Origin of the sequence: Glutamicibacter uratoxydans (assembly GCF_050753455.1) — a bacterium.
GTDB classification, from domain to species: Bacteria; Actinomycetota; Actinomycetes; order Actinomycetales; family Micrococcaceae; genus Glutamicibacter; species Glutamicibacter uratoxydans_A.
The window spans coordinates 263,724-287,894 of the sequence record NZ_CP192736.1; the positions used below are offsets into that span (position 1 = coordinate 263,724).

Consider the following 24,171-nt stretch of genomic DNA (forward strand, 5'->3'; position numbering starts at 1 on the left):
AAGCTCCCGCCCTAAAGATTTAAGTTGATATATCAATCATGACATTAGTTTATTGACGTGTCAACTATAAGGTCGGTGTGCGATTCGTTGATGGGAAGGATGATTCACGGTAGCGGCGTCAGGAGCGGCAGTTATCCTCGACGCTGCTTCCTTGATCTAGATTTAGGGTCCAGCTCACCAGATCATCGTTGAGCGAAGATTCTTCGCCTACCAAGCCCATGTGTTCCAGACCCGGATACTCGCGATAAAAGATCTGAGTACCTTGGGTGCAAGCTGCATCCCGCCAACTACGCTGCATCGCGGGGGTTACCAGCGAGTCACCGCCGCCTTGGGCAAGAAAAACCGGACCCGGAACTTGTTGTGGGGCAGAATTCTCCATCAGTCTGTCGCCAATCGGCCCATCAAGGGCTGCTGCCGGAAAGATCGGCTCAAAGAGCTGGCTCGCCTCAGCCAACGCGGAGAGGACCTCGCTACCGCTAAAGCAGTTCGCGCCGATGCGCTCCAGCGAACGGGTTGTTGACCCCTGCAAACCCTGCAGAATGTCTAACTGCGGGTACAGCTCATCCCAGCTGGTGGCGATATAACTGCTGATCACCTTGCCTGCGGCGGTATCCGCGACGGAAGCCGCCAAAAGTGGCAGATCGCTGGCTGGTGCCATGGCCGCGGTACCCAGCACGGTGAATTCTGGGGCGTAGTCGGGCGCATAAGCGGCTGCTGACAGGGCGGCATGACCGCCTTGCGAATGACCCCAGAATACGGTGCGCTCCGAAAGTGTGAACTGCTTTAACTGCCCAGCTGCACGGGTTGCGTCCAATATTGCGGCGGCTTCGGCCTGCGGCACCAGATAGGGGTGCGGGCCGCTGGTGTCTAGGCCGGGGTAGTCGGTGGCGACAATTGCCCACCCGGCATCGAGCATTGTGGTGCGCGCTCGGCTCGGACCATCCTCATAGGGATTGTCAGCCAGCGATAAGGCGCAACGTGGTTGGACCCCCTTGGTTCCGTTGGCCCAGGAAACCACTGGTAGGTTCGTGCCGCCCTGCGCTGGAACTGTGACTACGCCCGAGGATAGGGTTGGTTCGCCGATGTGATCGGTGGTCGTATAGAGAATTCGCCAAGCCCGGGCGGCTGCTGGGACTCCACGTTCGAGCGGCTCAGCCCGCACGAGTTGCCCTGGTTGCTTAGGAACGGACGCCGGAGGCAGATAGAACTCGTCCGGGGCCGCATGAGGGCTGGAAGCATAGAGTTGTGCGGTCACGACGCCAAATCCCAGCGTGATCAGTAATCCCGTCGCGGTGAGTACGCCGTGACCAAACCGAGTCAATCTCGGAAGCCACCGCGGCGCGGCTGGAAGTCGATCGGCCCACGCAAGATACAGCGTATGTAGTCCGAGTAATATCAGCCAACCGCCGAAAGGCCACAGCCACTACCCACAGCGAGAGTCGTGGCCAGAAGAGCACCAATACTGAAGCGAAGAGCCCGGTTAAAGCGCTGAGCAAGCCCCGCCAACGGGAACCACGGGGTTGCCCAACTGTAGAGAGCAGCCGGGCGATACCGCTGACCAGTAACACCAAGGACACGCTCAATGCGAGAACCGGTAGGCTCGCGGTACGCCAGAGCAACAACACCACTCCGGACACAACGAGCAACATTGCAGCAGTTAGGTGCACCGGACGCCATCGAGTACTCTGCAAGGCTTCAATGAACCGCAAGACGCCCACCAAAACAAGGCCGCTGCAAAGCAGCGCAAGCAACAGCGCAATCGCGGCCGAGGTGTTGGCCAGCAACATGGTCCCTAGACGCGCGAGCGTTACACCCAACAAAGTTTGCCCAGGCCGCTGCATGCGATGCAGAAATTCCATGTCAGAGTCCTTGAGGGTTAACGGATTGCGGGTCACCGGCCAAGCCTATTGACTAGTCCCTCAGCGGCGCACCTTCTTGCGCCGTAACGTCCAGTAGGAAGAAATATGCACCATTTTCTTCTCTAACCCCCACTGGGAAACAATCTCGCTCATGGCTTTGCTGGCGCTTCGCTCAGCATGAGCCATGACCGAGGTCATGCGGGGCGGTGGTGGTATCTCGCCTAGCGCACTCGGTAAGAGGTCGGTCGTTCCGGCTGCAGCGCCAGCGCGGTGCAGCCAACGAAGCTCGATGCCCGCCGGATGCGGGATCGGAAACTCACCTTCGACACCTGCAACTTCCAAGAAAGCTACGCCTTGAGCTCCTTCTGGCAGCTGAGACAACGCCGAAGAAATCGCCGGGATGCCAGCCTCGTCCGCGGCAAAGAGGAAATACTCGGCGTCTCTCCGGGGAGTAAATTTGCCGCGTGCCGCGGAAATTACCAAGGTGTCACCGACCTGAGCGGCGGCAGCCCACGCACCGGCCGACCCGGGGTCTTGGTGCAGGACAAAATCGATGGCTAGTTCCTCGGCAGCTTCATCAACCCAGCGGATGGTGTAGGAACGTGAGCGCGGCATGTGCTGGCGCGGGAGAACCTGCCGTAGCTCCTTCAAATCATAAGGCGGCTCCAAACCGAGTGCAGGGTCGGCATAGTACATTTTCACGTATTGATCAGCTTTGGAACTCGGGCGGAATCCGGCTAACCCCGGAGCGCCGGCAACAATACGCACCATCTGCGGACTCAAGGACTCCAGACGTCTAATATGCAGCACATGCTGGCCCTTGCCTTGCAGCTGCGTGCCGCGGGAGCGTTCGGAAGCCAATATCGCTCCGGGGGTGTAGCCAGGGGCCGGTACCTGGCGTGGATCCACTGATGCCATCGGTACATGTTCGGGGATGCTGCCGGTCGGCGCTGGGGCATCGTGGGCAAGATTTTTCTGCAGTATCTTTCGTGCGGCATGCACCGCCGCCGCGGCGCCCGAGCGTTGCGCCGCGGCGTAGAGCTCTTCGAGTTGTTCCCCGGTAAGTGTTACGCCATCCTGTGCAGCACCTTTCAAGGCCTTCTGAGCCGTTTTCTTTCCGGCCTTCGCGCCGCGTGCCTCAGCTAACTGAAGTACCCGTAACACCAAATGTTCCTGTACCGGTACCGCCAGCTGCGCGGTGGGCCCATACTTTCCTTGATGCTTCCGATAGTTCTTGTACTTCTTCTGGTGCGACATCGCTAGGCTCCTTAGGCTGCACTCTTGCGCCACTGTGTCATGACTCGAGTTTGCAGGCTAACTAGGCGGTAGACAAGAGGTCGCAGCTTGCCATTGCTTCTTTCCCAAAACGCAATGTTGCCGTGCTGTCATCGTCTTCCTGCCGGTTTTACGGTTAAGACCCACCATCACTAACCGAGCTAAGGCAGTGAGAACAATGAAAGCCCGCTGGATACCGCGGATCTTAGGAGTCGGAGCACTGGGACTGAGCTTGGCACTGAGCGGTTGTACTACCGGTGATGAGGCCACCGTGGAGCCAACTTCGGCCCCCATGCCGGTTGAGAGTAGTCTGCCAGCGCCAGATCCCACGAGTCAGCCGCCGGTACAGGGTGAAACGGCCGAAAGCACCCCGTTACCAACCACCTCTGATCCCACTACCGCGGCCCTAACACTGTTCTACGTGGCCGTGGGGGACGCTGGAGTTGCTGGGCCAGAAATTGGTTGTGGGGATTCGATTGTCGCAACCGAAACCACACCAATGGAGTTCACGGACCCAGTGGGTGCAGCACTCAGCACGCTCTTAGCGTTCGATGAACCAGAGCACGGCGCTTCGGGCCTGCAAAATGCGCTGGCTGAGTCGGATTTGCATTATGTATCGGCGACAGTGGCTGGGGACACCGTCACCGTTGAACTCAGCGGGTCGGTAGTTTCCGGAGGGACGTGCGATGATCCACGAATTATCGAGCAATTGCAGTACACCGCGATGACTGCCGCCGGAACCGGTCACGCCGAGATTCGGGTGGATGGCCAGCCCCTTCAGGAAGTACTGAGCGTCAAATGAGCGTCCTACGATCACCCCGTGAAAAGCGCTGTGGCTCGTTTCCCTAAGGAAACGAGCCACAGCGCTTAGCCTGTCAACACCACGACTTTAGCCGAAGTACTTGACCATAGTGCCTTCGTGAGCTTCACGCAGTTCATCCACGGTGGCGGTGAACTGACCCTGAACTTCCAAGGCACCGGACTGTGCATCAACTACACCTAGACGGGCCACGGTGATTCCGCGGGCGCTGGTCATATCGTTGAAACGCACCTCTTCACTGCGCGGCACCGCAACCAGTGCGCGAGCCTGCGACTCGGAGAACAATGCGGTGAACGCGTCGATACCATCGCGGTCCATGATCTCGTCCAAGGCCACGCGGGCACCCACACCGTAGCGCAGCACCATCTCGGACAGGGCGGCGGCCAGACCGCCTTCGGACAAATCGTGCCCGGCATCGATCATGCCGTCACGGCTGGCGTTGATCAGCACCTGACCCAGAGCCTTTTCTGCGGCCAGATCAACCTTCGGTGGTAGACCGCCGAGATGTCCGCGCAGGTTCGCGAACTCCGAGCCGTCCAGCTCGTCAAAGGTCTTACCGATCAGGTAGATCGCCTGCCCATCGGCTTCTTCGCGCCAGCCCGAGGGGGTACGGCGAGCCACGTCATCCAGACGGCCCAAGGTGGCAACCACCGGGGTTGGGTGAATCGCCTTGTCGCCGGTCTGGTTGTAGAGCGAAACGTTGCCGCCGGTCACCGGAACACCGAGTTCCATACAGGCATCGGACAGTCCGCGGATACCTTCGGCCAGCTGCCACATGACATCCGGATCCTCAGGTGAACCGTAGTTCAGGCAGTCGGATACCGCTGCCGGAACGGCGCCGGAGGTGGCGACGTTGCGGTAGGACTCGGCCAAGGCCAGCTGCGCACCCACGTAAGGGTCCAAGTACGCATAACGGCCGTTGGCGTCGGTGGCGATGGCCACACCCAGCCCAGTTTCCTCATCCACGCGTACCACACCGGCATCATCCGGGGCGGAGAGGGCGGTATTGCCGCCCACATAACGGTCGTACTGGCGAGTGATCCAGGACTTGTCACACATGTTTGGGCTGGCGATCAGTTCCAGGACCGCGGCCTTCAGCTCGTCCCCGGTAGCTGGCAGGTTGGCGCCAGCCGCGGAGGAGCGGAAGGTATCGGCCTGCAAGGCGTCCTGCCATTCTGGGCGGGCGTACGGGCGGTCATAAACCGGGCCATCGTGGGCCACGGTCTTGGGATCCACGTCCACAATGACTTCACCGTTCCAGGTGATCACCAGACGGTTGGTGTCGGTGACTTCACCCAGCCACGAGTATTCGACGTTCCACTTGGCCATGACCGCTTCGAAAGCTTCGACGTTCTGCGGGGTGACCACAGCCATCATGCGTTCCTGAGATTCCGACATCAGAATTTCGCCCGGGGTCAGGGTGGAGTCGCGCAGCAACACATTAGTCAGTTCCACATGCATGCCACCGTCACCATTGGACGCCAGCTCACTGGTGGCGCAGGAAATACCGGCAGCCCCCAGATCCTGAATACCTTCCACCAGTGAAGCCTTGAACAGTTCCAGACAGCACTCGATCAGGACCTTCTCCGCGAAGGGGTCACCGACCTGCACGGCTGGACGCTTCGAAGGCTTCGAGTCGTCGAAGGACTCGGAGGCCAGCACCGAGGCGCCGCCGATACCGTCGCCACCGGTGCGTGCACCGAAGAGCACTACCTTGTTGCCCACGCCGGAGGCGTTGGCTAGGCGTAGATCCTCGTGGCGCAGCTTACCGACGGCAAGCGCGTTGACCAGTGGGTTGCCCTGATAAATCGGGTCGAACACGGTTTCGCCACCAATGTTCGGCAGGCCCAGCGAGTTACCGTAGCCACCGATGCCGGAGACCACCCCGTGCACCACACGCTGTGAATCCGGGTGATCGATGGCGCCGAAGCGCAGTGGATCCATCACGGCAATCGGGCGAGCGCCCATGGAGATAATGTCACGCACAATACCGCCAATACCGGTGGCCGCACCCTGATAAGGCTCGACGTAGGAAGGGGAGTTATGCGATTCGATCTTGAAGGTGACGGCCCAGCCATCGCCTAGGTCGGTGACACCGGCGTTCTCGCCGATGCCGACCATTAGATCCTTTTTCATCTCCGGCGTGACCTTCTGGCCGAACTGGCGTAGATGATTTTTGGTGGACTTGTATGAGCAGTGCTCGGACCACATGACCGAGTACATGGCCAGTTCCGCGGCGGTCGGACGACGTCCCAAGATCTTGATGATCTCGGCGAATTCGTTATCCTTGAGGCCCAGTTCGGCCCACGGCAGCTGTACATCCGGGGTGCTAGCCGCATTTTCAACGGTATCGATGTTGAATTCCTGGGTCACTTCTTGCCTCCAACAAGCTGGGTCACGACGCTGGTGAAGAACCGCAGTCCGTCGGTTCCGCGGTGATCCGGACCGAAGCCGGATTCGATGGCGTGCTCCGGGTGCGGCATGAGACCCACCACGTTGCCTGCCTTGTTGGTTACGCCGGCAATCGAGCGGCGTGAACCGTTCGGGTTCCAGCCCACGTAGCTGAAGGCCACGCGGTTTTCGGCTTCCAGTTCATCCAGAACCTTTTCTTCGGCCACGTACTGGCCATCCTGGTTCTTCAGCACGATGGTGATCTCTTCACCCTTGGCGTATTCGTTGGTCCACGCGGTCTCATTGTTTTCCACGCGCAGCACCTGATCGCGGCAGATGAACTTCAAATGATCGTTCTTAATCATCGAACCGGGCAACAGATGTGCCTCGGTGAGGATCTGGAAGCCGTTGCAAATACCTAGAACTGGGAGTTTGGCATCGGAGTTTGCGGCATCCACGATCTTGCCCATCATCGGAGCGAAGCGGGAGATGGCCCCGGCGCGCAGATAGTCACCGTAGGAGAAACCGCCGGGGATGATCACCGCATCCACATCCTGCAGATCGGTGTCGGCATGCCACAGTGCCACCGCGTCGGCGCCGGCGGCGCGTACGGCGCGGGCCGCATCGCGGTCATCCAGTGTGCCGGGGAAAGTTACCACGCCAATGCGGGCACCAGACAGTTCGGTAGTAGGCGTCGAGTAGTCGCCAATCAGGGGTAGTTCGGTACTCATTAGTCCGCTACAACCTCGACGTTGACTACATCTTCGATCACCGGGTTGGATAGCAGGGTAGCTGCTGCCTCACGGGCTTGGGCGAGAATTTCCTCGGTCACCTCACCGTCCACGGTCAGTTCGAAACGCTTGCCCTGACGGACAGCATCGAAAGAGGAGAAGCCTAAGCGGGGTAGTGCTCCCGCAATCGCCTTGCCCTGAGGGTCAAGGATTTCTGGCTTGAGCATGACATCAACAACGATCCGGGGCATCCGGCATATCTCCTGTGCGCGAGGGTGGTTAAATGCCACACGGAGTGCCGTCTCACACCAGGGGGAATTGGCGCTCCGCGAGCTTGCTGTTCCAGTCTACCGGCAATGTGACCAATCACCGGGCCCAGTGTGAGCTAGTTATCCGTTGCCGAGGAATTAAATGCGGTTCAACGCCGACCAAACTGGAGGATAACGCAAAGAAATCTGCGGATGTAAAGGCCGCGACCGTAGGGAAGCGGCGGATTCACGATATTTCTGCCACTCACCTCGCCGCGGATGTTCACTTGCTCACAGCGAAGTCATTTAGCCACTTTTCCAGACCCTACTTATCAGTAGCGGTGCGTGGTTTCTGAGCCTACTGCGTGCTTTGTCTTAGCGGCGGGACTGTGGGGCATAAATCCGGTGCGGCCAGTAGGCTGGTGAAGATGAAGATTTTGCCTGATGCCACGTGTCCCTGCCGGGTTGGCCAAGCCGAAACGTTGAGTTACGCAGAGTGTTGCGAGCCTTGGCATGCCGGACGCGCCGATGGCAGTGCACAAGCACCCACCGCGGAAGCTCTCATGCGTTCGCGCTACAGCGCTTTCGTCCTGGAACTGGCCGATTACCTGTTGGCGAGCTGGCACGAAAGTACCCGACCACGAACTCTGGAGTTTGATCGGCAGACGCAATGGTTGGGCTTAGAGATCCTTCAGACCCGATCCGGTGGAGAAGCTGCCCAGCAGGGCGTCGTGGAATTTAGTGCCCGCTACCGCAGTGCCGGACAAGTTGGCCAGCAGCATGAGAAAAGTACCTTCGTGCGGGAAGCTGGCGCGTGGTATTACGTGACAGCGATCTGACCGGGCGTTAGCGTGCGGCGCTGCGGATGGCCTGCTCTATCTGCGTCTGGCCCCACTCTTCGGCCAATTCCAAAGCATTATGGCCGGTCCGGTCGCGGATCGTGGGGTCTGCTCCCGCCAAGAGCAATAAGCGAACAATGCTGACGTAGTTTGAGGAGCCTTGGCCGAGCACAATCGCCTCATGTAGCGCGGTCCAACCCAGATCATTGACATGATTCACGGCTACATCATGCTGCAATAGTAGCCGCACGGCCTCCACCTCACCGTTTTCACTGGCTACCAAGAGTGCGGTGCTGCCCATCCGGTTGGTGTCATGGAGGTTCGCGCCATGCTCGATTGCTGAACGCAGTACCGGCACCTTGCCGGTGGCGCTGGAGCGTAAGAACGCGGTGTCTTGGAAATCATCAGGATTATTCGGGTCTGCGCCCCAAGACAGCAGCCGCAATGCCATGGCCTCATCGTTGTTGACCAGCGCTCGCATCAACGCGCTACGCCCGTAGGAGTCCTTGGCTTCTAGATCTGCGCCCTGCGCTACCGCGTCCTGTGCCGAGTCCAGATCCTTGGCAGCGATCGCGGCGGCAAGTTTGGCCGTTACCGGGTCATAGTCATCAGCGGCACTAGGAGCCACCGACACCGGGGGGAGACTTGCGCTGGCCCCCGCGGTAGACAGGGGAGCGACTTCAAAATCTGATACGTCCGAAGTGGGTGGCTGGCCGACAGTGGCCGAAACCGTCACGGTGGCCTCTGGCCCGGCGTCGGATTTGGGTGAAGTATTCTCTGGCAGGGCAAACGGGGTGGCTTCGGTGGCCGCGACATCGTCCAAGGGTGCGCTCGGCGTGGAACAACCGGTGCAGCTGACACTCAAAGCGGCAATCACGGGGACTGCCGCGAACACCAAAGAACGGCGAGGTGAGGAGCGACGAATCTGCGGTGCCATTGTCCCTTTCCGGATTCCGTGCATAGTCAATCGGGTGGGCTCATGGTTGAGCCTTCTAGGATTGAGACTATCGTTCAAACCTGAAAAAATCCGGGCAATCAGCATCGAGGACCCTTGGCTCGTCGTTCAGCTGGATTCGATAACATGGCGATCACCATGGAATGTCTATATTTCGCAGCTGATCGTTGCCGCTCCTGCACCTTGCTGTCGCTCCCATACACGCAACAGCTGCAAGATAAGGTCGAGGACTGCCGATCCTTGCTGGCCGAACACACCTCGCTGCGTTTCCTCCCTGCCCAGCCCAGTGCCGAATCCGGGTTCCGAAACAAGGCAAAAATGGTGATTTCGGGCACGAGCGAGAACCCTAATATCGGCATTCTGGACGCTGACGGTCAGGGGATCGATCTGCGGCATTGTGGAGTGTGTGCTCCTGAGCTGCGCGCCGCATTCCCGGTGATTGAACGCTTCATCCGTCAGCTTGGGCTGATTCCTTATGATGTCCCCAAACGCAAAGGCGAACTCAAACACGTGATCATTACGGTCTCGCCGAAAGGTGAGCTGATGGTGCGTTGGGTGGTGCGTACCAAGAAGCACTTTGTGGCCTTGCGGGATTCGCTCGAACTGTTCCGCAAGGCTTTGCCGGCGGTGCGAGTAGTCTCGGTGAACTTCCTGCCCGAACATAAAGCGGTGCTCGAAGGTGACGAGGAAATCGTGTTGACCGCCGCTCAGACCCTAGAAATGGAATTGAACGGAATTGGGATGCACCTGCGTCCACAGGGTTTTTTCCAGACCAACTCGGAGATTGCTGGCGCACTGTACCGACAAGCCCGGCAGTGGGCTGATGACCTACAGCCGCAGAGTATCTGGGATTTGTACTGTGGGGTCGGTGGCTTTGCTCTGCATTGCTCCGACGCGGAACGTACGGTGATCGGCGTGGAGTCCAGTCACGCAGCGATCCAGGCCGCCGAACGCAGTGCCAAAGATTTAGGATACGAGAACACCCGGTTCATCGCCCAAGACGCCACCGAATTCGTGCTCAGCCACAAGGAATCACCAGACCTAGTGGTAGTGAACCCGCCACGTCGCGGAATAGGTGCAGCGATGGCTGACTGGCTGAATAACTCCGAAGTGAACCAGCTGATCTATTCAAGCTGTAACGCCAAATCATTGGCAAAGGATCTAGCGCGGATGAGTAACTTTGAGCCGCTGGACGCCCGGGTGATGGACATGTTCCCACAGACCACGCACTATGAAGTGATCGTGCGCCTGCAGCGGCGCGGATCCTAGCGTAGTTCCGCCTCAGCGTCTGGCGCCCGCAGTGAGCGGTGGGTCCTAGACGCACCAGCAGGAGAAGACGACGCAGCAGATTTTGATGACAAGGAAACCTAAGCATATTTGCTGTCCTTGTGTGACAGTGCCCAACCATTAATGAGGAAGTATGTCTCGCACCCCCGTACGCCGCGCAGCCGTTGCCGGCCCCTCCACGACTGACCAACTGACCATCGCCGTGGATAAAGATTCCGGACCGGTGAATATTTTTGCGGGTACCTCGGGTGACGCGATCATTGAATTGGTTTACGACAAGCTTTTTGCGCCGTCACCTTAGGCGGAAGAAATCCAGCCATGGTTGGCCACCGAGGCTCGTGCGATTGATGCCTCGACCTGGGAAGTGGACCTGCGTACGGATGTGACTTGGCAGGACGGAGAAAAGTTCACCCCGGAAGATGTGGTGTTCTCCTTCAACTTCATGCATCAGGTGCCTACCGGACGCTACACCCACCACGTGAACGACACCCCGATCATTGAGCAGGTCGTCAAGATGGATGAAGACACGGTGCGTTTCGAATGTGGGGGGTATTGCCCGTCGCTGGCCGAAGTCACCCTGGCTGACCTTCCGATCGTAGCTGAACATATCTGGTCCTCGGTGTCGGCAGATGATGCCAAGACAGTACAGGATTTACCCATCGGAACCGGACCGTACCAGCTGACCAGCTACAGCCCAACCGAGGGATACATCTTCACCGCGAACGAGAATTACTTCGCGGGCACCCCACCGTCAAGACGCTGTCGATGCCGATCATCACCGATCAATCGGCCACCTTTACCGCCCTGCAGTCCGGGGAAATTGATGCCACCGTCCGCCCGGTCAGCCCAGAATTGGTTGAGGAGTTTAAGGAGCCATCAAACCTGACCGTCTTTAACACCACCGCGTTGAACTTCCCGGAGGTCAAAATGAACTTCCGTGAAGCCCCGTTGGATGAAGCGACGTTCCGCCGCGCGATCTCGGTGGCCCTCGACAAGGAACAAATGCTCGAGGTAGTCGCCCTGGGTCAGGGAGAATCCGCGGTGAAGGGCTACCCACACCCGGCTGCCCCGTTTGCGAACCCGGACAATGACCAGCCAACCGATCCCGAAGCTGCTAAGAAGGCGTTAGACGAACTGGGCTACACCGACACCGATGGTGACGGAATTCGTGAAATGGACGGACAACCGCTGACACTGACGCTGCTGGTCAACTCGGGACTGCCGCAATATGTCAGCGCCGCCTAGCTCGTGGCCGAGGACTACGCCAAGGTCGGTATCGACATTGAAATCAAGGGCATGGATACCGCCTCGCTCTCCGAAGCTTCGGCCGAACGCAACTACCACCTGCTCATCGGCTCAATTGGCGCCCACGGCGTAGCCGACTCGGATCAGTTCATCATGTCCCACCGCTCGGGATACCTCTGGGAAGAGGGCTTGGAATGGGAAGCCTGGGATACCACCTATGAGAAGTGGTTGGAGCAGACCACCCATGAGGGCCGGGTGGCTGTGATGAAGGATCTGCAAAGCGTCCATAATGAAGCTCCAACGAGCATCCCGCTGTTCTACCCGGATGAATACTTCGCGGTGGCCAACACCTTCTCCGGATGGGTTGAAACTCCCGGCTACGGTGTGCTGCATAAATGGTCCTTCCTACCGGCCGAGGTAGTTGAAGCGGCCCATGCAGATACCTCGGGCACCGTGGTCTACAACTAGGCCCGGATTCGTTCGCACAGTTTGCGCCCATCGCCGGTTCTGCGCTCCGTCAGGACCGGCGATGATTTTCGGAGAGGAAGCATCCCCATGCGTCGGGGAGCGTGGGTATCTAAACTAGGCCAGTACTTGGTGGTTTTCTGGTTAGCGGTGACCATCAATTTTGCGTTGCCACGGCTGGCGCCGGGGGATCCGGCACTCATGCTTTACACCGGCGAGGGGATCCCCAGTGCCGAAACCTTGGAAGAAATTCGCAAGATCTATGGGCTGGAAGGGTCGGTTCTCTCCCAATACCTTAATTTTTGGGGAAATCTCTTGCAGGGGGATCTGGGGCTATCCACCGGACATAATCGTCCGGTGACCGATATCCTGCTCGAACGGCTCCCTTGGTCGATCACTCTGATTGCCCTGGGGCTCGGCACCGCGGTGCTCTTAGGCGCCCTCTTGGGAGCTTGGTCTGCGTGGCGGCGTACCACTGGGCGCACCGGTAGCGATAAAGGAATGATGGTCACCGTCCTAGGGTTCAATTCGATGCCCGGGTTCTGGTTGGCAATGCTCCTCATCACCCTGTTCTCCGCCAAACTTGGCTGGTTCCCTTCCTATTCGATGACGCAGATGCCCGAACCGGGCTACCGTGCTTGATCGAAATGAGCCGGCGCTTGTTCATGCCGGTGCTGACCATGACACTGGCAACTTTCGGGAGCTATTACCTGCTGGCCCGAGCATCAATGATCACCGTGCTCGGCGAACCATTTATTCGGATGGCCCGCGCCAAGGGGCTGGCCGAGAACGCCATCGCCATCCGTCATGCACTGCGAACCGCCCTGCTCCCAGTGGCCACAAATGCTGCGATGGCCGCCGGAGCCGCAGTGTCCGGTGCCGTAGTCATTGAAACCGTGTTCTCCTTCCCCGGACTGGGGAAGGTGATCGCAGATGCGGTCACGGCCCGCGACTACCCACTACTGCAGGGTGCATTCTTACTGGCCACCATTGGTGTCATTGCCGCCAATATTCTCGCCGATGCCATCTATCCGCTCTTGGATCCGCGCGTCCGTAATTCGAAAGAGGTCATCGCGGCATGAAGAAGTTACTAACCGGATGGCGTGCACTTCCCGTCACTTCACGCATCGGCATTGGAATCGTGGCGTTCTTGGGACTATTGGCCATTTTTGGGCCATGGTTGGCCCCCTATGACCCCACCGTGCGCAGTGGCGCACCCTTTGCTCGCCCCTCGGCCGAGCACTGGCTGGGAACTGACGATTCGGGACGGGACCTGCTGAGCCTAGTGATTGTCGGTGCCCGACCCTCCTTGCTGGTAGGGGTGCTTGCCGCTGTGGTGGCAACCGGCATCGGCACCGCGGTGGGACTCGCCGCAGGATATTTGCGCGGTGCGACCGACACCGTGCTGATGCGGCTGGTAGATATCATCATGTCGCTACCGGTGGTTCCCTTGACCTTAGTGATCGGCGTGCTCACCGGACCCGGATTGTGGACCCAAGCCTTCGTGATTGCCATTGCGCTGTGGGCACCGATGGCCCGTGAACTACGATCGCAGGTGCTATCGGTGCGCGAACGTGACTTCATCCAAGGGCTACGTTCCATGGGTGCACGGAACGGCTACGTGTTGACGCAACACGTTTTGCCCACCGTAGCCCCCTTGCTGGTGCCGCAACTGGTTTTGGCGGTGCAAACCGCGATCATGCTTGAAGCTTCACTGGCCTTCCTCGGCTTGGGTGACATCAACACCATGAGCTGGGGAATGATCCTCGCCACCGCCAACCAACGCAGCGCCTTCCTCACCGATGCTTGGCTGTGGTGGGTGGTGCCGCCCGGAGCGCTGATTGCTTTGACGGTACTCGGCTTCGCGCTCGCCGGCGGTGCCATGGAACGCTCGGCGGGTCTGAGCGCCCAGGTCCGCTCGCGCGCGCGGAAGAAACCTCAGATCCTGGCACAGTCCCCGGGTGACAACGTTGAACACCGCAGCGCTGCGGAGGAATCAGCGCCCGAAACACTGCTTGAGATTTCGGGACTGAGCGTACGCTACGGTGACACTGAATCAGGGGTAGGTGGTTGTACCGCGGTCGATCTGCGGCTGGGACGCGGACAGATTCTCGGCTTGGTCGGCGAATCAGGGTCAGGAAAATCCACCGTTGCCGCCGCCATCATTTCGCTCTTGCCAGGCGCCGGAACGGTGCACGAAGGACGCATCGTGCTCGCTGGACGCAACCTGTTGGAACTGAGCGAAAATGAGCGGCGAGCGCTACGTGGAGGACAGATCGGATTAGTTCCCCAGGAAGCTCAATCCGCACTGAACCCGGTGCAGCGCATCGGTTCCCAACTGATCGAAGCTATCCGCGGTCATTCGACGGTAGACAAAGTTGCTGCCCGGCAGCGAGTGTTGGAGCTCCTTGCTCTGGTGGGGCTGCCTGCGGAGAAGTTCTTGGCCTACCCGCATCAACTCTCCGGTGGTCAGCGTCAACGCGTGGTGATTGCGATGGCTTTGGCCGGTGACCCGGTACTGCTCTTGGCTGACGAACCCACCAGCGGCCTGGACGTGTTGGTTCAAGAGGAGATTCTGGACCTGCTGACCAAACTGCGCGAGCAACTGGGATTGAGCATCATTATTGTCACCCACGATCTGCCGGTCGTCGCCCAAGTCGCCGATCAGGTAGCCGTGATGCGTGCGGGTCTTGTAGTGGAACAAGGAGAGGTCTGCACGGTATTCAACCGTCCGCAGCACCCGTACACGCAAACCCTGTTGGCTTCACTCCCGGGGATCGAACAGCTGCAAGGAGCTACGCCATGACAATGACCGATACCGCTGTCGCGACGCTCAGCGTCCGCGCGCTGAACGTGAGCTATGGAAAAACCACGATTGTTAGTGATGTGGACCTGGACCTCTTCCCCGGTGAAACCCTAGCGCTCGTTGGTGGATCCGGTGCCGGGAAATCTACCGTCGCCAAGGCCATCGCTGGGTTGGTTAAACCCTCCGCTGGCCGCATCATGCTTGATCGACCGGCGGCCGGTATCCAGCAGCCGGAGTCCAGCGAAACAGCGATCGACCTGCTAACGCTTTCGCGGAAGCAGGCTCGGGCGGTGCGCCGTAGCATCAACTTGGTGATGCAGGATCCCTATACCTCTCTGCCACCGCATCGACCCGTGGCAGAGACCGTGATGGAACCGCTCAAGATTCACCGAATTGCCGATAGGGCACATCGCTTAGCGCAAATGCGCCAAGCTCTCGACGCGGTGGGCTTAGCACCGGATCGCTACGCGAAACGTTACCCCCATGAACTTTCCGGAGGGGAGCGGCAACGCGTAGCCTTCGCCCGGGCGATTATCTCGCAGCCGCGCGTGATTTTGGCCGATGAGCCCACCGGAATGCTCGATGCCAGTATGCGGGCCGAAGTATCATCGCTGATGACCTCGCTGGCGCGGGATTTGGGCACCGCATTTCTGCATATCTCGCATGACCTGGCCCTAGCTACGCATACCAGTGATCGGGTAGCGGTGATGCACAATGGGCGTATCGTGGAACAGGGACCGTGCCAGCAACTGCTCAATCAGCCCTGCCACCCCACGACGCAACGGCTACTCGATGTGGCCTTCCGCGGGTTACGTCGCGTGCAGGCTGGCTAAGTTTGCCGAAGTGCTTCCCACTCAGCTCGCACCCCACCCGAAACCTTGGGGTAGTGCTTTGACCTCGGCTAATCAAGCCGATGGAAGCGAAAGCACCTCGGCACGGGATCTAAGCCGGAGCTCTGGCCGTTAAAGCGTAAAGACCCTTGCAAGATTCCGTGGGAGGACGCTGTCACTCCAGCTAATTTATTGGCAGGTCACTGCCTTGGCCCAAAAGCGAGGCAAGCGTGTCCCATTCATCGATGTAGCAGCCGTTGCTGCGGGTGAATTCGGTGCTGAACTCTTTACCGTTCAGGGTTCCACTGACAATAGCTTTACTCGGCCCGCCATAAATCTCGGTGCACATCCGGTTTCCGCCTCGTTGCGGGGTGAGGATCTGGGGGTGCTCATGAATTGTTTGGCATGCTGCCTGCGGATCCGGGGCTTGGCTCTCACCGATCGGTTCAGCCGCAGCACACCCCAAGCTGTACTGACTACCCGCTGTGCTGCCATCGGGGAAGAGCTGTACCGTGAGCGTTACGCTCGAGTTGGTACTCCCGGAGGGTTCGGAAGCCGAAGCAGTCGGCGTGGCGGAAGGACTTGGCGTGCTCGATTCGGGTGCTGCGCTACCAGGTTCGTCGGCCGCACCACATCCGACACATAAAACTAATGCCGCGAGAACGGCGCTGGTGGTACCGGCCATGCGGATGGCTCGAGAAGTCTGCATAGTTCATTGTGCCCCGAAGGTGAAGTTCGAGACTAGGCAATTCGCTGTGAATTCAGCATCTGGCCGGTTAGTCCGAAGCTGGCTCTGAGTTACGCGGTCAGCACAGCTGTGTCGGGGTGCGCCCGTTCAACGCCCCTCTTGGGTCACAGTCTCAGTGGAGCCCGTCGGTAATTTGATCGAATTCACTACGTCGAGTAGCCGGGTGCGCAAGACTTCAGCACGCTGCGCAAAACGTTTTTGTGCACGCACGTATTCGGCCTTACCTTCGGGGCTCTCAATGCGGATGGCCGCATAACCCCATTCGGCCAAATCATAGGGTGAAGCCTGCATGTCCATGGTGCGGATGTCCCACGCCAGCTCGAAGCAATCCATCATCAGCTCGCTGGGGACCAGCGGCAGCAACTTATAAGCCCACTTATACAGGTCCATATTCGCGTGCAGACAGCCCGGCTGCTCCAAGTCTCGTTGTGTTTCACGTGTTGGTTGCAACTCATTGAGTTCCACGGCCTGCGGCGAGTAAAAACGGAACGCATCAAAGTGCGTGCAACGGATTCGGTGTTCCTCCACCACCCGATCGGTTCCACGCGCACCCAAGCGCAATGGGAGATAATCGTGACGGATCCCGTTGACTTCTGACTTATAGGCCATCGCCCATTCATGCAGACCGAAGCACGCAAAATTTGCCTGACGTTGGCTAGTTTTACTCAGCAAAATTCGCGCAAACTCAATCATCCGGGCGCGTGCCGCAGCGAAGGCCGGGACGTCCACCTCTGCATAAGAGTCTGGGCCGGCTTCAGTGAAGCGATAGAACTTCACTTCTTGGTAATCACGGGCCTGTTGGCCGACTAACCGCACCCCAGCTCCGGGATGCCACCGATAGAGCTGCCCTGGCTTCTGCGTGTAGTAGGTGAACAGGAAGTCTTCGATGGGATGCTTAGCGCCGGTCATTCGCCGGGTAGTAAAGGGCTCGCCAAAACGCCGAGCTCGCCGCTGATGAGCGGCGGCAAGCTCACTCCACTGTGCGGCGGGCAATTCAACGAGCGCGGAAACGGACATGACTTCCATTATCCAAGGTGAATGCCTAAGGCTGCCAGCTTTCGTCGTACAGTTCACAGCCCGCACAGCACTAGACTCCCGTGCCCGTGCGGCTTAGCGGACACGGGGCGGCCCCGGGAGAAACTGTTAGCCCAGCTGGAGCAGACCGAAGAGCCACAGAATTAGCGGGAACCAACGCAGACTGGATTGCTATATCGGCTGGCCGGTGAGCGTCACGACGTCCAGCAGCATTCACAACACACCTCGCTAGTTTCGGCAGTACTGGGCAATGCGGTAGGGGAACTGCAACGAGGTGACGGAACTCGAGGGACGCCCGAACACCGTTATCTGACGCTAAAGCGATAACTTAGTTAAGATTGGTTCGATCAGCACACGTTCGAAGGAAGAATAAATCAGTGATGTCTCTTCGCGGTGGTAAACCGTCAGGTGCCGGAAAAGCTGGCGCTCCAGCATGGATGAAGCCGGTACTCACGGTGGTCTCCCTCCTCGTGCTGGCAGCCCTTGTGGTGTTGCTGGCACGCTGGTTGCGCACACTGGAGCCGGTGCAAGAATTTATTTCCCAATATCCCGGGCACGCCACACTGCCTGATAACGCCCCGGTTGGTTTGCCGGCGTGGTTGGGGTGGCAGCACTTTCTGAATATGTTCCTGATAGTGCTGATTATTCGTACTGGGTGGCAAGTCCGAACCACCGAGCGGCCTAAAACCTTCTGGACCCGAAACAACAAGGGTCTGATCAAGACCAAGGGAACGCCGAAGAAGATCAGCTTGGAACTCTGGCTACATTTGAGCCTGGATGCGCTTTGGGTGCTCAATGGATTGGTCTTTTACGTGATGCTATTCATCACCGGGCAATGGATGCGCATCGTGCCCACGCATTGGGATATATTCCCCAACGCGCTTTCTTCGGCCTTGCAGTATGCCTCCTTCGACTGGCCACTGGAGAATGGGTGGACCAACTACAACGCACTGCAGGTTATCGCCTACTTCCTAGTGGTCTTCGTGGCCGCTCCACTGGCGGTCATTACCGGGTTGCGAATGTCCAACGCCTGGCCGAAGGACTGGAAGCTGAACAAGATCTACAAGATGGAGTTGGCTCGGGCGATTCACTTGCCAACGATGCTGTTCTTCGTGATGTTCATCGTGGTGCATGTGGTGCTAGTCTTTACCACCGGCGCGCTGCGCAACCTCAACCACATGTACGCCTCGCGCGATGACACCGGCTGGCTGGGGTTCTGGATCTTCCTTGGCTCGGTGCTAGTGATCGCGGTGGCTTGGGTTTTGGCCCGGCCTATCTTCCTGCGTCCGATCGCCGCCTTGAGCGGCAAGCTCAGCCGCTAAGCAGCGGGCTTCGACCTAAGACGAAAGATCGCCTCGACCGTTTCGGTGAACGGTCGAGGCGATCTTTTGTCTTGTGCTGAGTTGTCGAAACTTAGCGTCCGGTGCCACCGTAAACGGTTGCTTCCACATCGGCGTCCAAGTTGAAGGCCGTGTGGATGGCTCGGACCGCGTCGTTGAGCTTGTCGGCATCAGTAACAACCGAGATCCGGATCTCCGAGGTGGAGATCATGTCCACATTGACTCCGGCCTGATGCAGGGCCTCGAAGAACGTGAAGGAAACCCCAGGGTTCGAACGCATGCCGGCACCGATCAGCGAGAGCTTGCCGACCTCTTCGTTGTATTCCAAATCCTCGAAACCGATTTCACCCTTGGCAGTGTTCAGCGCATCTAGCACGCGCTTGCCCTCAGTCATCGGTAAGGTGAAGGAGATATCGGTCTTCCCCGAACCGCGGGTGGAGATGTTCTGCACGATCATGTCGATATTGGCCTTGGCAGCGGCAATCACACCGAAAATCTGGGCAGCCTTGCCAGGAATGTCCGGAACGCCGATGACGGTGACCTTGGCTTCGGAGTGGTCGTGGGCGACACCGGAGATGATTGGCTGTTCCATGGGTTCTCCCTCTTGGATGGTGATCTTGTCGTCGGGGTTGGGAATAACCCAGGTACCCTCGTTGGTGCTGAATGAGGAGCGTACGTGTAGCGGAACGCCGAAGCGGCGGGCGTATTCCACGCAGCGCAGGTGCAGAATTTTAGACCCGCTGGCGGCCATTTCTAGCATTTCTTCGCTGGAGATCTTATCGATCTTGCGGGCTGCTGGCGCGACGCGGGGATCGGCGGTGAACACGCCGTCCACATCGGTGTAGATTTCGCAGACATCGGCACCCAGTGCGGCCGCCAATGCCACGGCAGTGGTATCTGAGCCACCGCGACCCATCGTGGTGATGTTCTTGGTTTCCTTGCTCATCCCCTGGAAACCGGCGACGATAGCGACATAGCCACGTTCGATCGCACGGTGTACGCGTTGCGGGGAGACCTCCATAATGCGAGCCATACCGTGGCTGGCATCGGTGATCAAACCGGCCTGTGAACCGGTGAAGGATGCAGCTTTTTCGCCCAGTTCGTCAATGGCCATGGCTAGCAGTGCCATGGAGATGCGTTCGCCGGCGGAGAGCAACATATCCATTTCGCGGGCTGGGGCATCGCTGGTGAGCTGCGCGGCTAAGTCCAGCAGTTCATCGGTGGTGTCACCCATGGCGGAAACCACCACGACAACATCATTACCGGCGGCCTTGGTGTCAATAATTCGACGCGCAACACGCTTAATACCTTCGGCATCCGAGACCGAGGAACCGCCAAACTTTTGGACAATCAGGCTCATGGGCAAGCACACTCCAACTGATGAACGTTGTTCTCAACCGCGAGATCAAAAACAACCATGAGGAGGCCGAGGTGACTCTTCCGGAAAGTGCCGGAGAAACTCGACCCTACTTTCAGCTTCCTATTGTGACAGCCGCGGCCCGCTTGACCTAGTTGATGTGCTTAACATTAGTCATATTGTCCAGCCGCAGGACACATAGCTGTCAATAATCCTCATTAAACCCGTTTTGGGTCGGGCAAAGAGTGGATTATTGGCTCATCGAGTCCAAGAGCGAACGCCAAAAGTCCCTCCAGCTCGGAATTTGATCGGGATCCGGATGCTTGCGGTGATTGATCACCAAAGAGGTCTTTTCACCCTTGCGACCAATGTCGACCGAGATCATGGTTCCGTCTTGCAACGCAACGCGCCAATAGCGCCATTTTTCGCTGCTGCTAATGTGTGGCTGGCCGGTGGCGGCCTTCCCGTGGAAATTCGGCATGGAGCCGACCGTCTGTGTCCAGCGTTCCAACGTTGTATCCAAGTCTGCGTCGAAGGTGCGGCTGAGGGAGAACTGGAAGCTGCCATCCGCAGCTTGTCCGGGCAATCTGCGACCAATGTGCTGTTCATAGGCCACCGCTACTGCCTGTGCCCACCAGCCGGGATTCGGAACCGAAGAATCTAACTTTTTCTCTGCTAGTTGGGCGATAATTCGGTGCGGCTGGTTCGCGGCATTGCAAGATTTCAAGTATTGCACCCAGACATCCCACTGCAGGCCGGTAGCACGTTCGATGGCGGACACATTGCTGGCTTTGCTCATAATTGACTGTAGAGCGCTGGGCGCGGTGTTGTCACCGGTTGATGAGTAAACCCAAAAAGTGCGGGGACAAGAAAATAATTCTCGTCCCCGCACTTTGGGGTAACTTTACGGACTAACGTTGTCGAAACTCGATGTTTAGTCGGGAGAGCAGCGAAATCAACTGATCAATATCCTCCACAGGCCAATCCTGCATCCGGGCTTTCCACTGGGTTTGATGAGACTGCATGACGCTCTCCCATCTGGAGGCGGCTAGCTCAGTTGCACTGATGCGGGTGACACGGCGATCTTCCGAATCAAGCGTGCGGGTGAGGAATCCCGCTGCTTCTAAGCGAGTGACCAGCCGCGACAGGCTCGCCTTGTCCACCATTAGGCGTTCGGCAATCTCGAACTGCGAGATCTGGTCGTGCTGTAGTGCGAGCGCCAATACGGGCACAGCAGCCGGTGGGAGATCCTCTTGCAGCATAGTTGCGAACTCGCGCTTGGCGTGGGCGTTAGCAATCTGCAGTTGGAGTAGCTGCTGATTAAGTGCCTCAAACATTTGCTCGGTAATTTGCGAGTCTGTGGACACCGCTACGATGTTGGGCATCTGTTACCCGTCGGTTGCTTCTTTGCGTTCACCAGTCACAGTGCCGGTGCTAACAGCCGAGACGACCGCGGGTTCTTCGCTACGAACCATGCCGCTCTCAGCAGCTTGTTCTTCCTTGAGCCTTTCGGCGCGGGTCTGGTTGCTCAACGACTGGTTAGGGATCAGTAGCACTGCCACGATGGTAATCAGGCTCAGTGGAGCGGCCAAGGCGAACAGGCCAGCGACCGCATCGCCGTAAGTTGATTCAATGATCAACTGGATTGGGCCAGGAAGGGCCGTGACATCGGGTAGCGAGCCGGAGCTCAGTGCGGCGCCCACCTCGGCGGCTTGATCACCCAAGGCGGCCAGCGCATTGGTCAGTTCGGTTTTGCGTTCGGCGATCATCGCAGGAACGCTTGCGGCAAGAACCGCACCCAAACCTGCGGTACCTGCGGTGCCACCCAAGGTGCGGAAGAAAGTGACCGCGGAGGAAGCCACGCCCAATTCCTTCTGCGGGACAGCGTTCTGCACAACCAGCACCATATTCTGCATGACTAGGCCAACGCCGGAACCCAGAATAAACATATAAATGCCTACGAGGACGAAGCTGGTGTCGTAATGAATGGTTCCTAAGAGGAATAGCCCTGCTGCTTGTAGCACCGATCCGATAACCACCAGCATTTTCCAGCGGCCATACTTCGAGATCATCCAGCCTGCGCCGGTGGAGATAATCAGTAGTCCGGCCATCATTGGGAAAGTCATCAGGCCGGCTTGAGTGGCGCTAGCGCCACGGGCCATGATCATGTACTGGCTAAGGAATACCGAGGTGCCAAACATGGAGATGCCAACGGCAAGCGAAGCAATCACCGCGAAGGTAAAGGTGCGATTGGCAAACAAGCCGAGGTTGATCAGCGGCTCCTCTGCCTTGAATTCCACCAAGACAAATAGACCCAGAGAAAGTACTGCGCCACCAATCATGAGGTAACTCGTTGTCGAGGCCCAATCGAATTCGCTACCGCCCAGTGACATCCAGATCAGTAGCAGCGCCACACCGGTGGAGAGCAAGATGATGCCCAAGTAGTCGATCTTCACGGCGCGCTTGGCGATCGCTGGCAGGTGCAGTGTGCGCTGGATAATGATCACGGCAACGATGGCCACCGGCAGCGCGACGAAGAAGTTCCAACGCCAGTTGATGGTGTCGGTAATGAATCCGCCAATGAGTGGACCGCCGACGGTACCAACGGCCATCACAGCACCGAACAGGCCCATGTACTTGCCACGCTCACGTGGTGAAAGGATGTCCGCCATGACGATCTGACTCAACGCGCCCATGCCGCCACCTGCCAGGCCCTGAATGATCCGCATGGCGATCAAGAAGTTAGTGTCCTGGGCAAAACCTGCGGCTGCTGAGGCCAATACGAACATGATCATCGACAGCTGCAGTAGCAGCTTACGGTTACTAATGTCGGCTAGTTTGCCCCAAATAGGGGTGGAGATGGTCGTCGCGAGCAAGGTCGCGGTAATGACCCACGTGTAGGCGGTCTGGCTGCCGTTCAGGTCGGAGACGATAACGGGCAACGAGCTGGAAACAACGGTTCCAGCCAAAATTGAGACGAACATGCCAAGGAGCAGTCCGGTTAGTGCTTGCATGACCTCGCGGTGGGTCATGCGCGGCGCTTCGGCCACGGCGGGGATCGGGGGCATAACACTCCAAAGAAATAGTTGATTTATCTCAACTGTATAATAATGGTTGATATCTATCAACTAAAATGTTGGACTACACACGCGGCGGTGACCCCCGGGACATTTCTCGATGTGGAGGTCGAAGACCAGAAAACCGCCTCCCACCGTGACATACGGTGAGCAGGCGGCTTTGCAGACTGAAGCTTTTTGGTAGCGGGCCCTAAGCTAGGAATCGCTGGACGGGGTTACCGAGGCGGAAGGGGCCGTGTCGCGACGTCCTTCGAAGGCGCGAGCCAAGGTGACTTCATCGGCGTATTCCAAATCGCCACCCACGGGTAGGCCGGAAGCTAGACGCGTGATGCTGATCCCCAAGGGGCGAAGCGCGCGAATCAAATAGGTTGCGGTGGCTTCACCTTCAAGGTTCGGGTCGGTAGCCACAATCAGTTCGGTGATTGATTCATCGCCCAGGCGGGCGAGTAGCTCCCGGATACGAAGCTGTTCCGGGCCGATTCCCTGAATCGGGTTAATCGATCCACCCAAGACGTGATACCGGCCGGCGTAGGCACGCGTCCGCTCGATGGCAAGCACATCCTTGGACTCTTCCACGATGCATATCTTGCTGCCATCACGTCGTTCATCACGGCAGATAGCGCAGATGTCCTGCTCGGTGATGTTGAAACAGATCTCGCAAAAGCGGACCTTTTCTTTCACCGTTTGAATGGCCGCGGCCAGCTTCGTCATATCCGCGGGATCGGCATCCAAAATGTGGAAAGCGATGCGTTGAGCTGACTTGGGGCCGATCCCGGGAAGCCGACCGAGCTCATCGATCAGATCCTGAACTGCACCTTCGTACACTGCTGCTCTCTTTCCATGGGGGTAGTGGCACCGGATGG

Annotated in this window: 23 protein-coding genes and 3 pseudogenes; 12 read left to right on the forward strand and 14 right to left on the reverse strand. The window is 58.5% G+C overall.

Translation table 11 applies throughout. The annotated features are described in order from the left end of the window. Positions 1-118 precede the first annotated feature (118 nt). Genes ACQQZ8_RS01270 through ACQQZ8_RS01280 form a run of 3 tightly spaced genes read right to left on the reverse strand, consistent with a single transcriptional unit; the run spans position 119 to position 3,116 of the window. The gene (locus tag ACQQZ8_RS01270; RefSeq protein WP_431710951.1) at positions 119-1,255 is read right to left on the reverse strand and encodes an alpha/beta fold hydrolase; all 1,137 of its coding nucleotides are present in this window, start codon (positions 1,253-1,255) and stop codon (positions 119-121) included. After that, positions 1,179-1,895 carry a DUF308 domain-containing protein gene (locus tag ACQQZ8_RS01275; RefSeq protein ID WP_431710952.1) on the reverse strand — a complete coding sequence of 239 codons (717 nt, stop codon included), beginning with the start codon at positions 1,893-1,895 and terminating at the stop codon, positions 1,179-1,181. Before ACQQZ8_RS01275 ends, ACQQZ8_RS01270 begins: the two co-directional genes overlap by 77 nt. Positions 1,896-1,919: 24 nt before the next feature. Further along, the gene (locus ACQQZ8_RS01280; RefSeq protein ID WP_431710953.1) at positions 1,920-3,116 is read right to left on the reverse strand and encodes a siderophore-interacting protein; all 1,197 of its coding nucleotides are present in this window, start codon (positions 3,114-3,116) and stop codon (positions 1,920-1,922) included. Positions 3,117-3,312: 196 nt separating this feature from the next. Here ACQQZ8_RS01280 and ACQQZ8_RS01285 point away from each other — a divergent pair, with 196 nt between their 5' ends. Continuing rightward, a complete protein-coding gene (locus tag ACQQZ8_RS01285; RefSeq protein ID WP_431710954.1) occupies positions 3,313-3,936 on the forward strand; it encodes a GerMN domain-containing protein in 624 nt (207 codons plus the stop codon). An 87-nt stretch (positions 3,937-4,023) separates the two neighbouring features. Here the strand turns inward: ACQQZ8_RS01285 and purL are convergent, their stop codons facing one another. Genes purL through purS form a run of 3 tightly spaced genes read right to left on the reverse strand, consistent with a single transcriptional unit; the run spans position 4,024 to position 7,327 of the window. Next, positions 4,024-6,327 (reverse strand): phosphoribosylformylglycinamidine synthase subunit PurL, encoded by a 2,304-nt coding sequence (gene purL, locus ACQQZ8_RS01290; RefSeq protein WP_431710955.1) that lies wholly within the window; start codon positions 6,325-6,327, stop codon positions 4,024-4,026. Next, the gene (purQ, locus tag ACQQZ8_RS01295; RefSeq protein ID WP_431710956.1) at positions 6,324-7,076 is read right to left on the reverse strand and encodes a phosphoribosylformylglycinamidine synthase subunit PurQ; all 753 of its coding nucleotides are present in this window, start codon (positions 7,074-7,076) and stop codon (positions 6,324-6,326) included. The genes purL and purQ overlap by 4 nt, the downstream gene beginning before the upstream one ends. Further along, positions 7,076-7,327 carry a phosphoribosylformylglycinamidine synthase subunit PurS gene (purS, locus tag ACQQZ8_RS01300; protein WP_431710957.1) on the reverse strand — a complete coding sequence of 84 codons (252 nt, stop codon included), beginning with the start codon at positions 7,325-7,327 and terminating at the stop codon, positions 7,076-7,078. Before purS ends, purQ begins: the two co-directional genes overlap by 1 nt. A 479-nt stretch (positions 7,328-7,806) precedes the next feature. Between purS and ACQQZ8_RS01305 the strand changes: the two genes are divergently transcribed. Then, complete coding sequence (locus ACQQZ8_RS01305) at positions 7,807-8,163, forward strand: YchJ family protein (protein ID WP_431710958.1); 357 nt, start codon at positions 7,807-7,809, stop codon at positions 8,161-8,163. Between the two features lie 7 nt (positions 8,164-8,170). Here the strand turns inward: ACQQZ8_RS01305 and ACQQZ8_RS01310 are convergent, their stop codons facing one another. After that, entirely contained in the window at positions 8,171-9,100 is a 930-nt protein-coding gene (locus ACQQZ8_RS01310; protein ID WP_431710959.1) for an ankyrin repeat domain-containing protein, read from the reverse strand. A 144-nt stretch (positions 9,101-9,244) separates the two neighbouring features. On the opposite strand from ACQQZ8_RS01310, the gene rlmC reads away from it, so the two are divergent. The 9 genes and pseudogenes from rlmC to ACQQZ8_RS01355 form a co-directional block, all read left to right on the forward strand. Then, on the forward strand, positions 9,245-10,387 hold the full coding sequence (rlmC, locus tag ACQQZ8_RS01315) for a 23S rRNA (uracil(747)-C(5))-methyltransferase RlmC (RefSeq protein ID WP_431710960.1): 1,143 nt from the start codon (positions 9,245-9,247) through the stop codon (positions 10,385-10,387). A 151-nt stretch (positions 10,388-10,538) separates the two neighbouring features. Further along, a complete protein-coding gene (locus ACQQZ8_RS01320; RefSeq protein ID WP_431710961.1) occupies positions 10,539-10,706 on the forward strand; it encodes a hypothetical protein in 168 nt (55 codons plus the stop codon). 63 nt (positions 10,707-10,769) lie between these two features. Beyond that, positions 10,770-11,030, forward strand: a pseudogene (locus ACQQZ8_RS01325) (ABC transporter substrate-binding protein); the annotation flags it as partial. 74 nt (positions 11,031-11,104) lie between these two features. After that, positions 11,105-11,650: pseudogene (locus tag ACQQZ8_RS01330) on the forward strand (ABC transporter substrate-binding protein); the annotation flags it as partial. Between the two features lie 3 nt (positions 11,651-11,653). After that, the gene (locus tag ACQQZ8_RS01335) at positions 11,654-12,118 is read left to right on the forward strand and encodes a hypothetical protein (RefSeq protein ID WP_431710962.1); all 465 of its coding nucleotides are present in this window, start codon (positions 11,654-11,656) and stop codon (positions 12,116-12,118) included. A gap of 87 nt (positions 12,119-12,205) precedes the next feature. Next, positions 12,206-12,757, forward strand: coding sequence for an ABC transporter permease (locus tag ACQQZ8_RS01340; RefSeq protein ID WP_431710963.1), 552 nt, complete (start codon positions 12,206-12,208; stop codon positions 12,755-12,757). Between the two features lie 5 nt (positions 12,758-12,762). Further along, positions 12,763-13,197: an ABC transporter permease gene (locus ACQQZ8_RS01345; RefSeq protein WP_431710964.1), complete on the forward strand. Its 435-nt coding sequence runs from the start codon at positions 12,763-12,765 to the stop codon at positions 13,195-13,197. Further along, the gene (locus ACQQZ8_RS01350; RefSeq protein ID WP_431710965.1) at positions 13,194-14,921 is read left to right on the forward strand and encodes a dipeptide/oligopeptide/nickel ABC transporter permease/ATP-binding protein; all 1,728 of its coding nucleotides are present in this window, start codon (positions 13,194-13,196) and stop codon (positions 14,919-14,921) included. Before ACQQZ8_RS01345 ends, ACQQZ8_RS01350 begins: the two co-directional genes overlap by 4 nt. A gap of 101 nt (positions 14,922-15,022) precedes the next feature. Further along, positions 15,023-15,754, forward strand: a pseudogene (locus tag ACQQZ8_RS01355) (ABC transporter ATP-binding protein); the annotation flags it as partial. A 181-nt stretch (positions 15,755-15,935) separates the two neighbouring features. Here ACQQZ8_RS01355 and ACQQZ8_RS01360 read toward each other — a convergent pair. Together ACQQZ8_RS01360 and ACQQZ8_RS01365 are read right to left on the reverse strand one after the other, a co-directional pair. Beyond that, positions 15,936-16,460, reverse strand: a complete 525-nt coding sequence (locus ACQQZ8_RS01360) for a hypothetical protein (RefSeq protein ID WP_431710966.1) — start codon at positions 16,458-16,460, stop codon at positions 15,936-15,938. Between the two features lie 126 nt (positions 16,461-16,586). Next, positions 16,587-17,516 (reverse strand): 3-methyladenine DNA glycosylase, encoded by a 930-nt coding sequence (locus ACQQZ8_RS01365; protein WP_431710967.1) that lies wholly within the window; start codon positions 17,514-17,516, stop codon positions 16,587-16,589. Between the two features lie 398 nt (positions 17,517-17,914). On the opposite strand from ACQQZ8_RS01365, the gene ACQQZ8_RS01370 reads away from it, so the two are divergent. Further along, on the forward strand, positions 17,915-18,856 hold the full coding sequence (locus tag ACQQZ8_RS01370) for a cytochrome b/b6 domain-containing protein (RefSeq protein WP_431712106.1): 942 nt from the start codon (positions 17,915-17,917) through the stop codon (positions 18,854-18,856). A 91-nt stretch (positions 18,857-18,947) separates the two neighbouring features. On the opposite strand, the gene ACQQZ8_RS01375 is transcribed toward ACQQZ8_RS01370, so the two are convergent. The 5 genes from ACQQZ8_RS01375 to recR all read right to left on the reverse strand — a co-directional run bounded on the left by ACQQZ8_RS01375 (position 18,948) and on the right by recR (position 24,133). Continuing rightward, positions 18,948-20,234, reverse strand: coding sequence for an aspartate kinase (locus ACQQZ8_RS01375; RefSeq protein WP_431710968.1), 1,287 nt, complete (start codon positions 20,232-20,234; stop codon positions 18,948-18,950). Positions 20,235-20,481: 247 nt separating this feature from the next. Continuing rightward, a complete protein-coding gene (locus ACQQZ8_RS01380) occupies positions 20,482-21,030 on the reverse strand; it encodes a hypothetical protein (RefSeq protein WP_431710969.1) in 549 nt (182 codons plus the stop codon). A 112-nt stretch (positions 21,031-21,142) separates the two neighbouring features. Further along, positions 21,143-21,616, reverse strand: coding sequence for a MarR family winged helix-turn-helix transcriptional regulator (locus ACQQZ8_RS01385; protein WP_431710970.1), 474 nt, complete (start codon positions 21,614-21,616; stop codon positions 21,143-21,145). A 3-nt stretch (positions 21,617-21,619) separates the two neighbouring features. Continuing rightward, positions 21,620-23,299, reverse strand: coding sequence for a DHA2 family efflux MFS transporter permease subunit (locus tag ACQQZ8_RS01390; RefSeq protein WP_431710971.1), 1,680 nt, complete (start codon positions 23,297-23,299; stop codon positions 21,620-21,622). A gap of 204 nt (positions 23,300-23,503) precedes the next feature. Further along, positions 23,504-24,133, reverse strand: a complete 630-nt coding sequence (gene recR, locus ACQQZ8_RS01395) for a recombination mediator RecR (protein WP_431710972.1) — start codon at positions 24,131-24,133, stop codon at positions 23,504-23,506. Between the last annotated feature and the right edge of the window lie 38 nt (positions 24,134-24,171).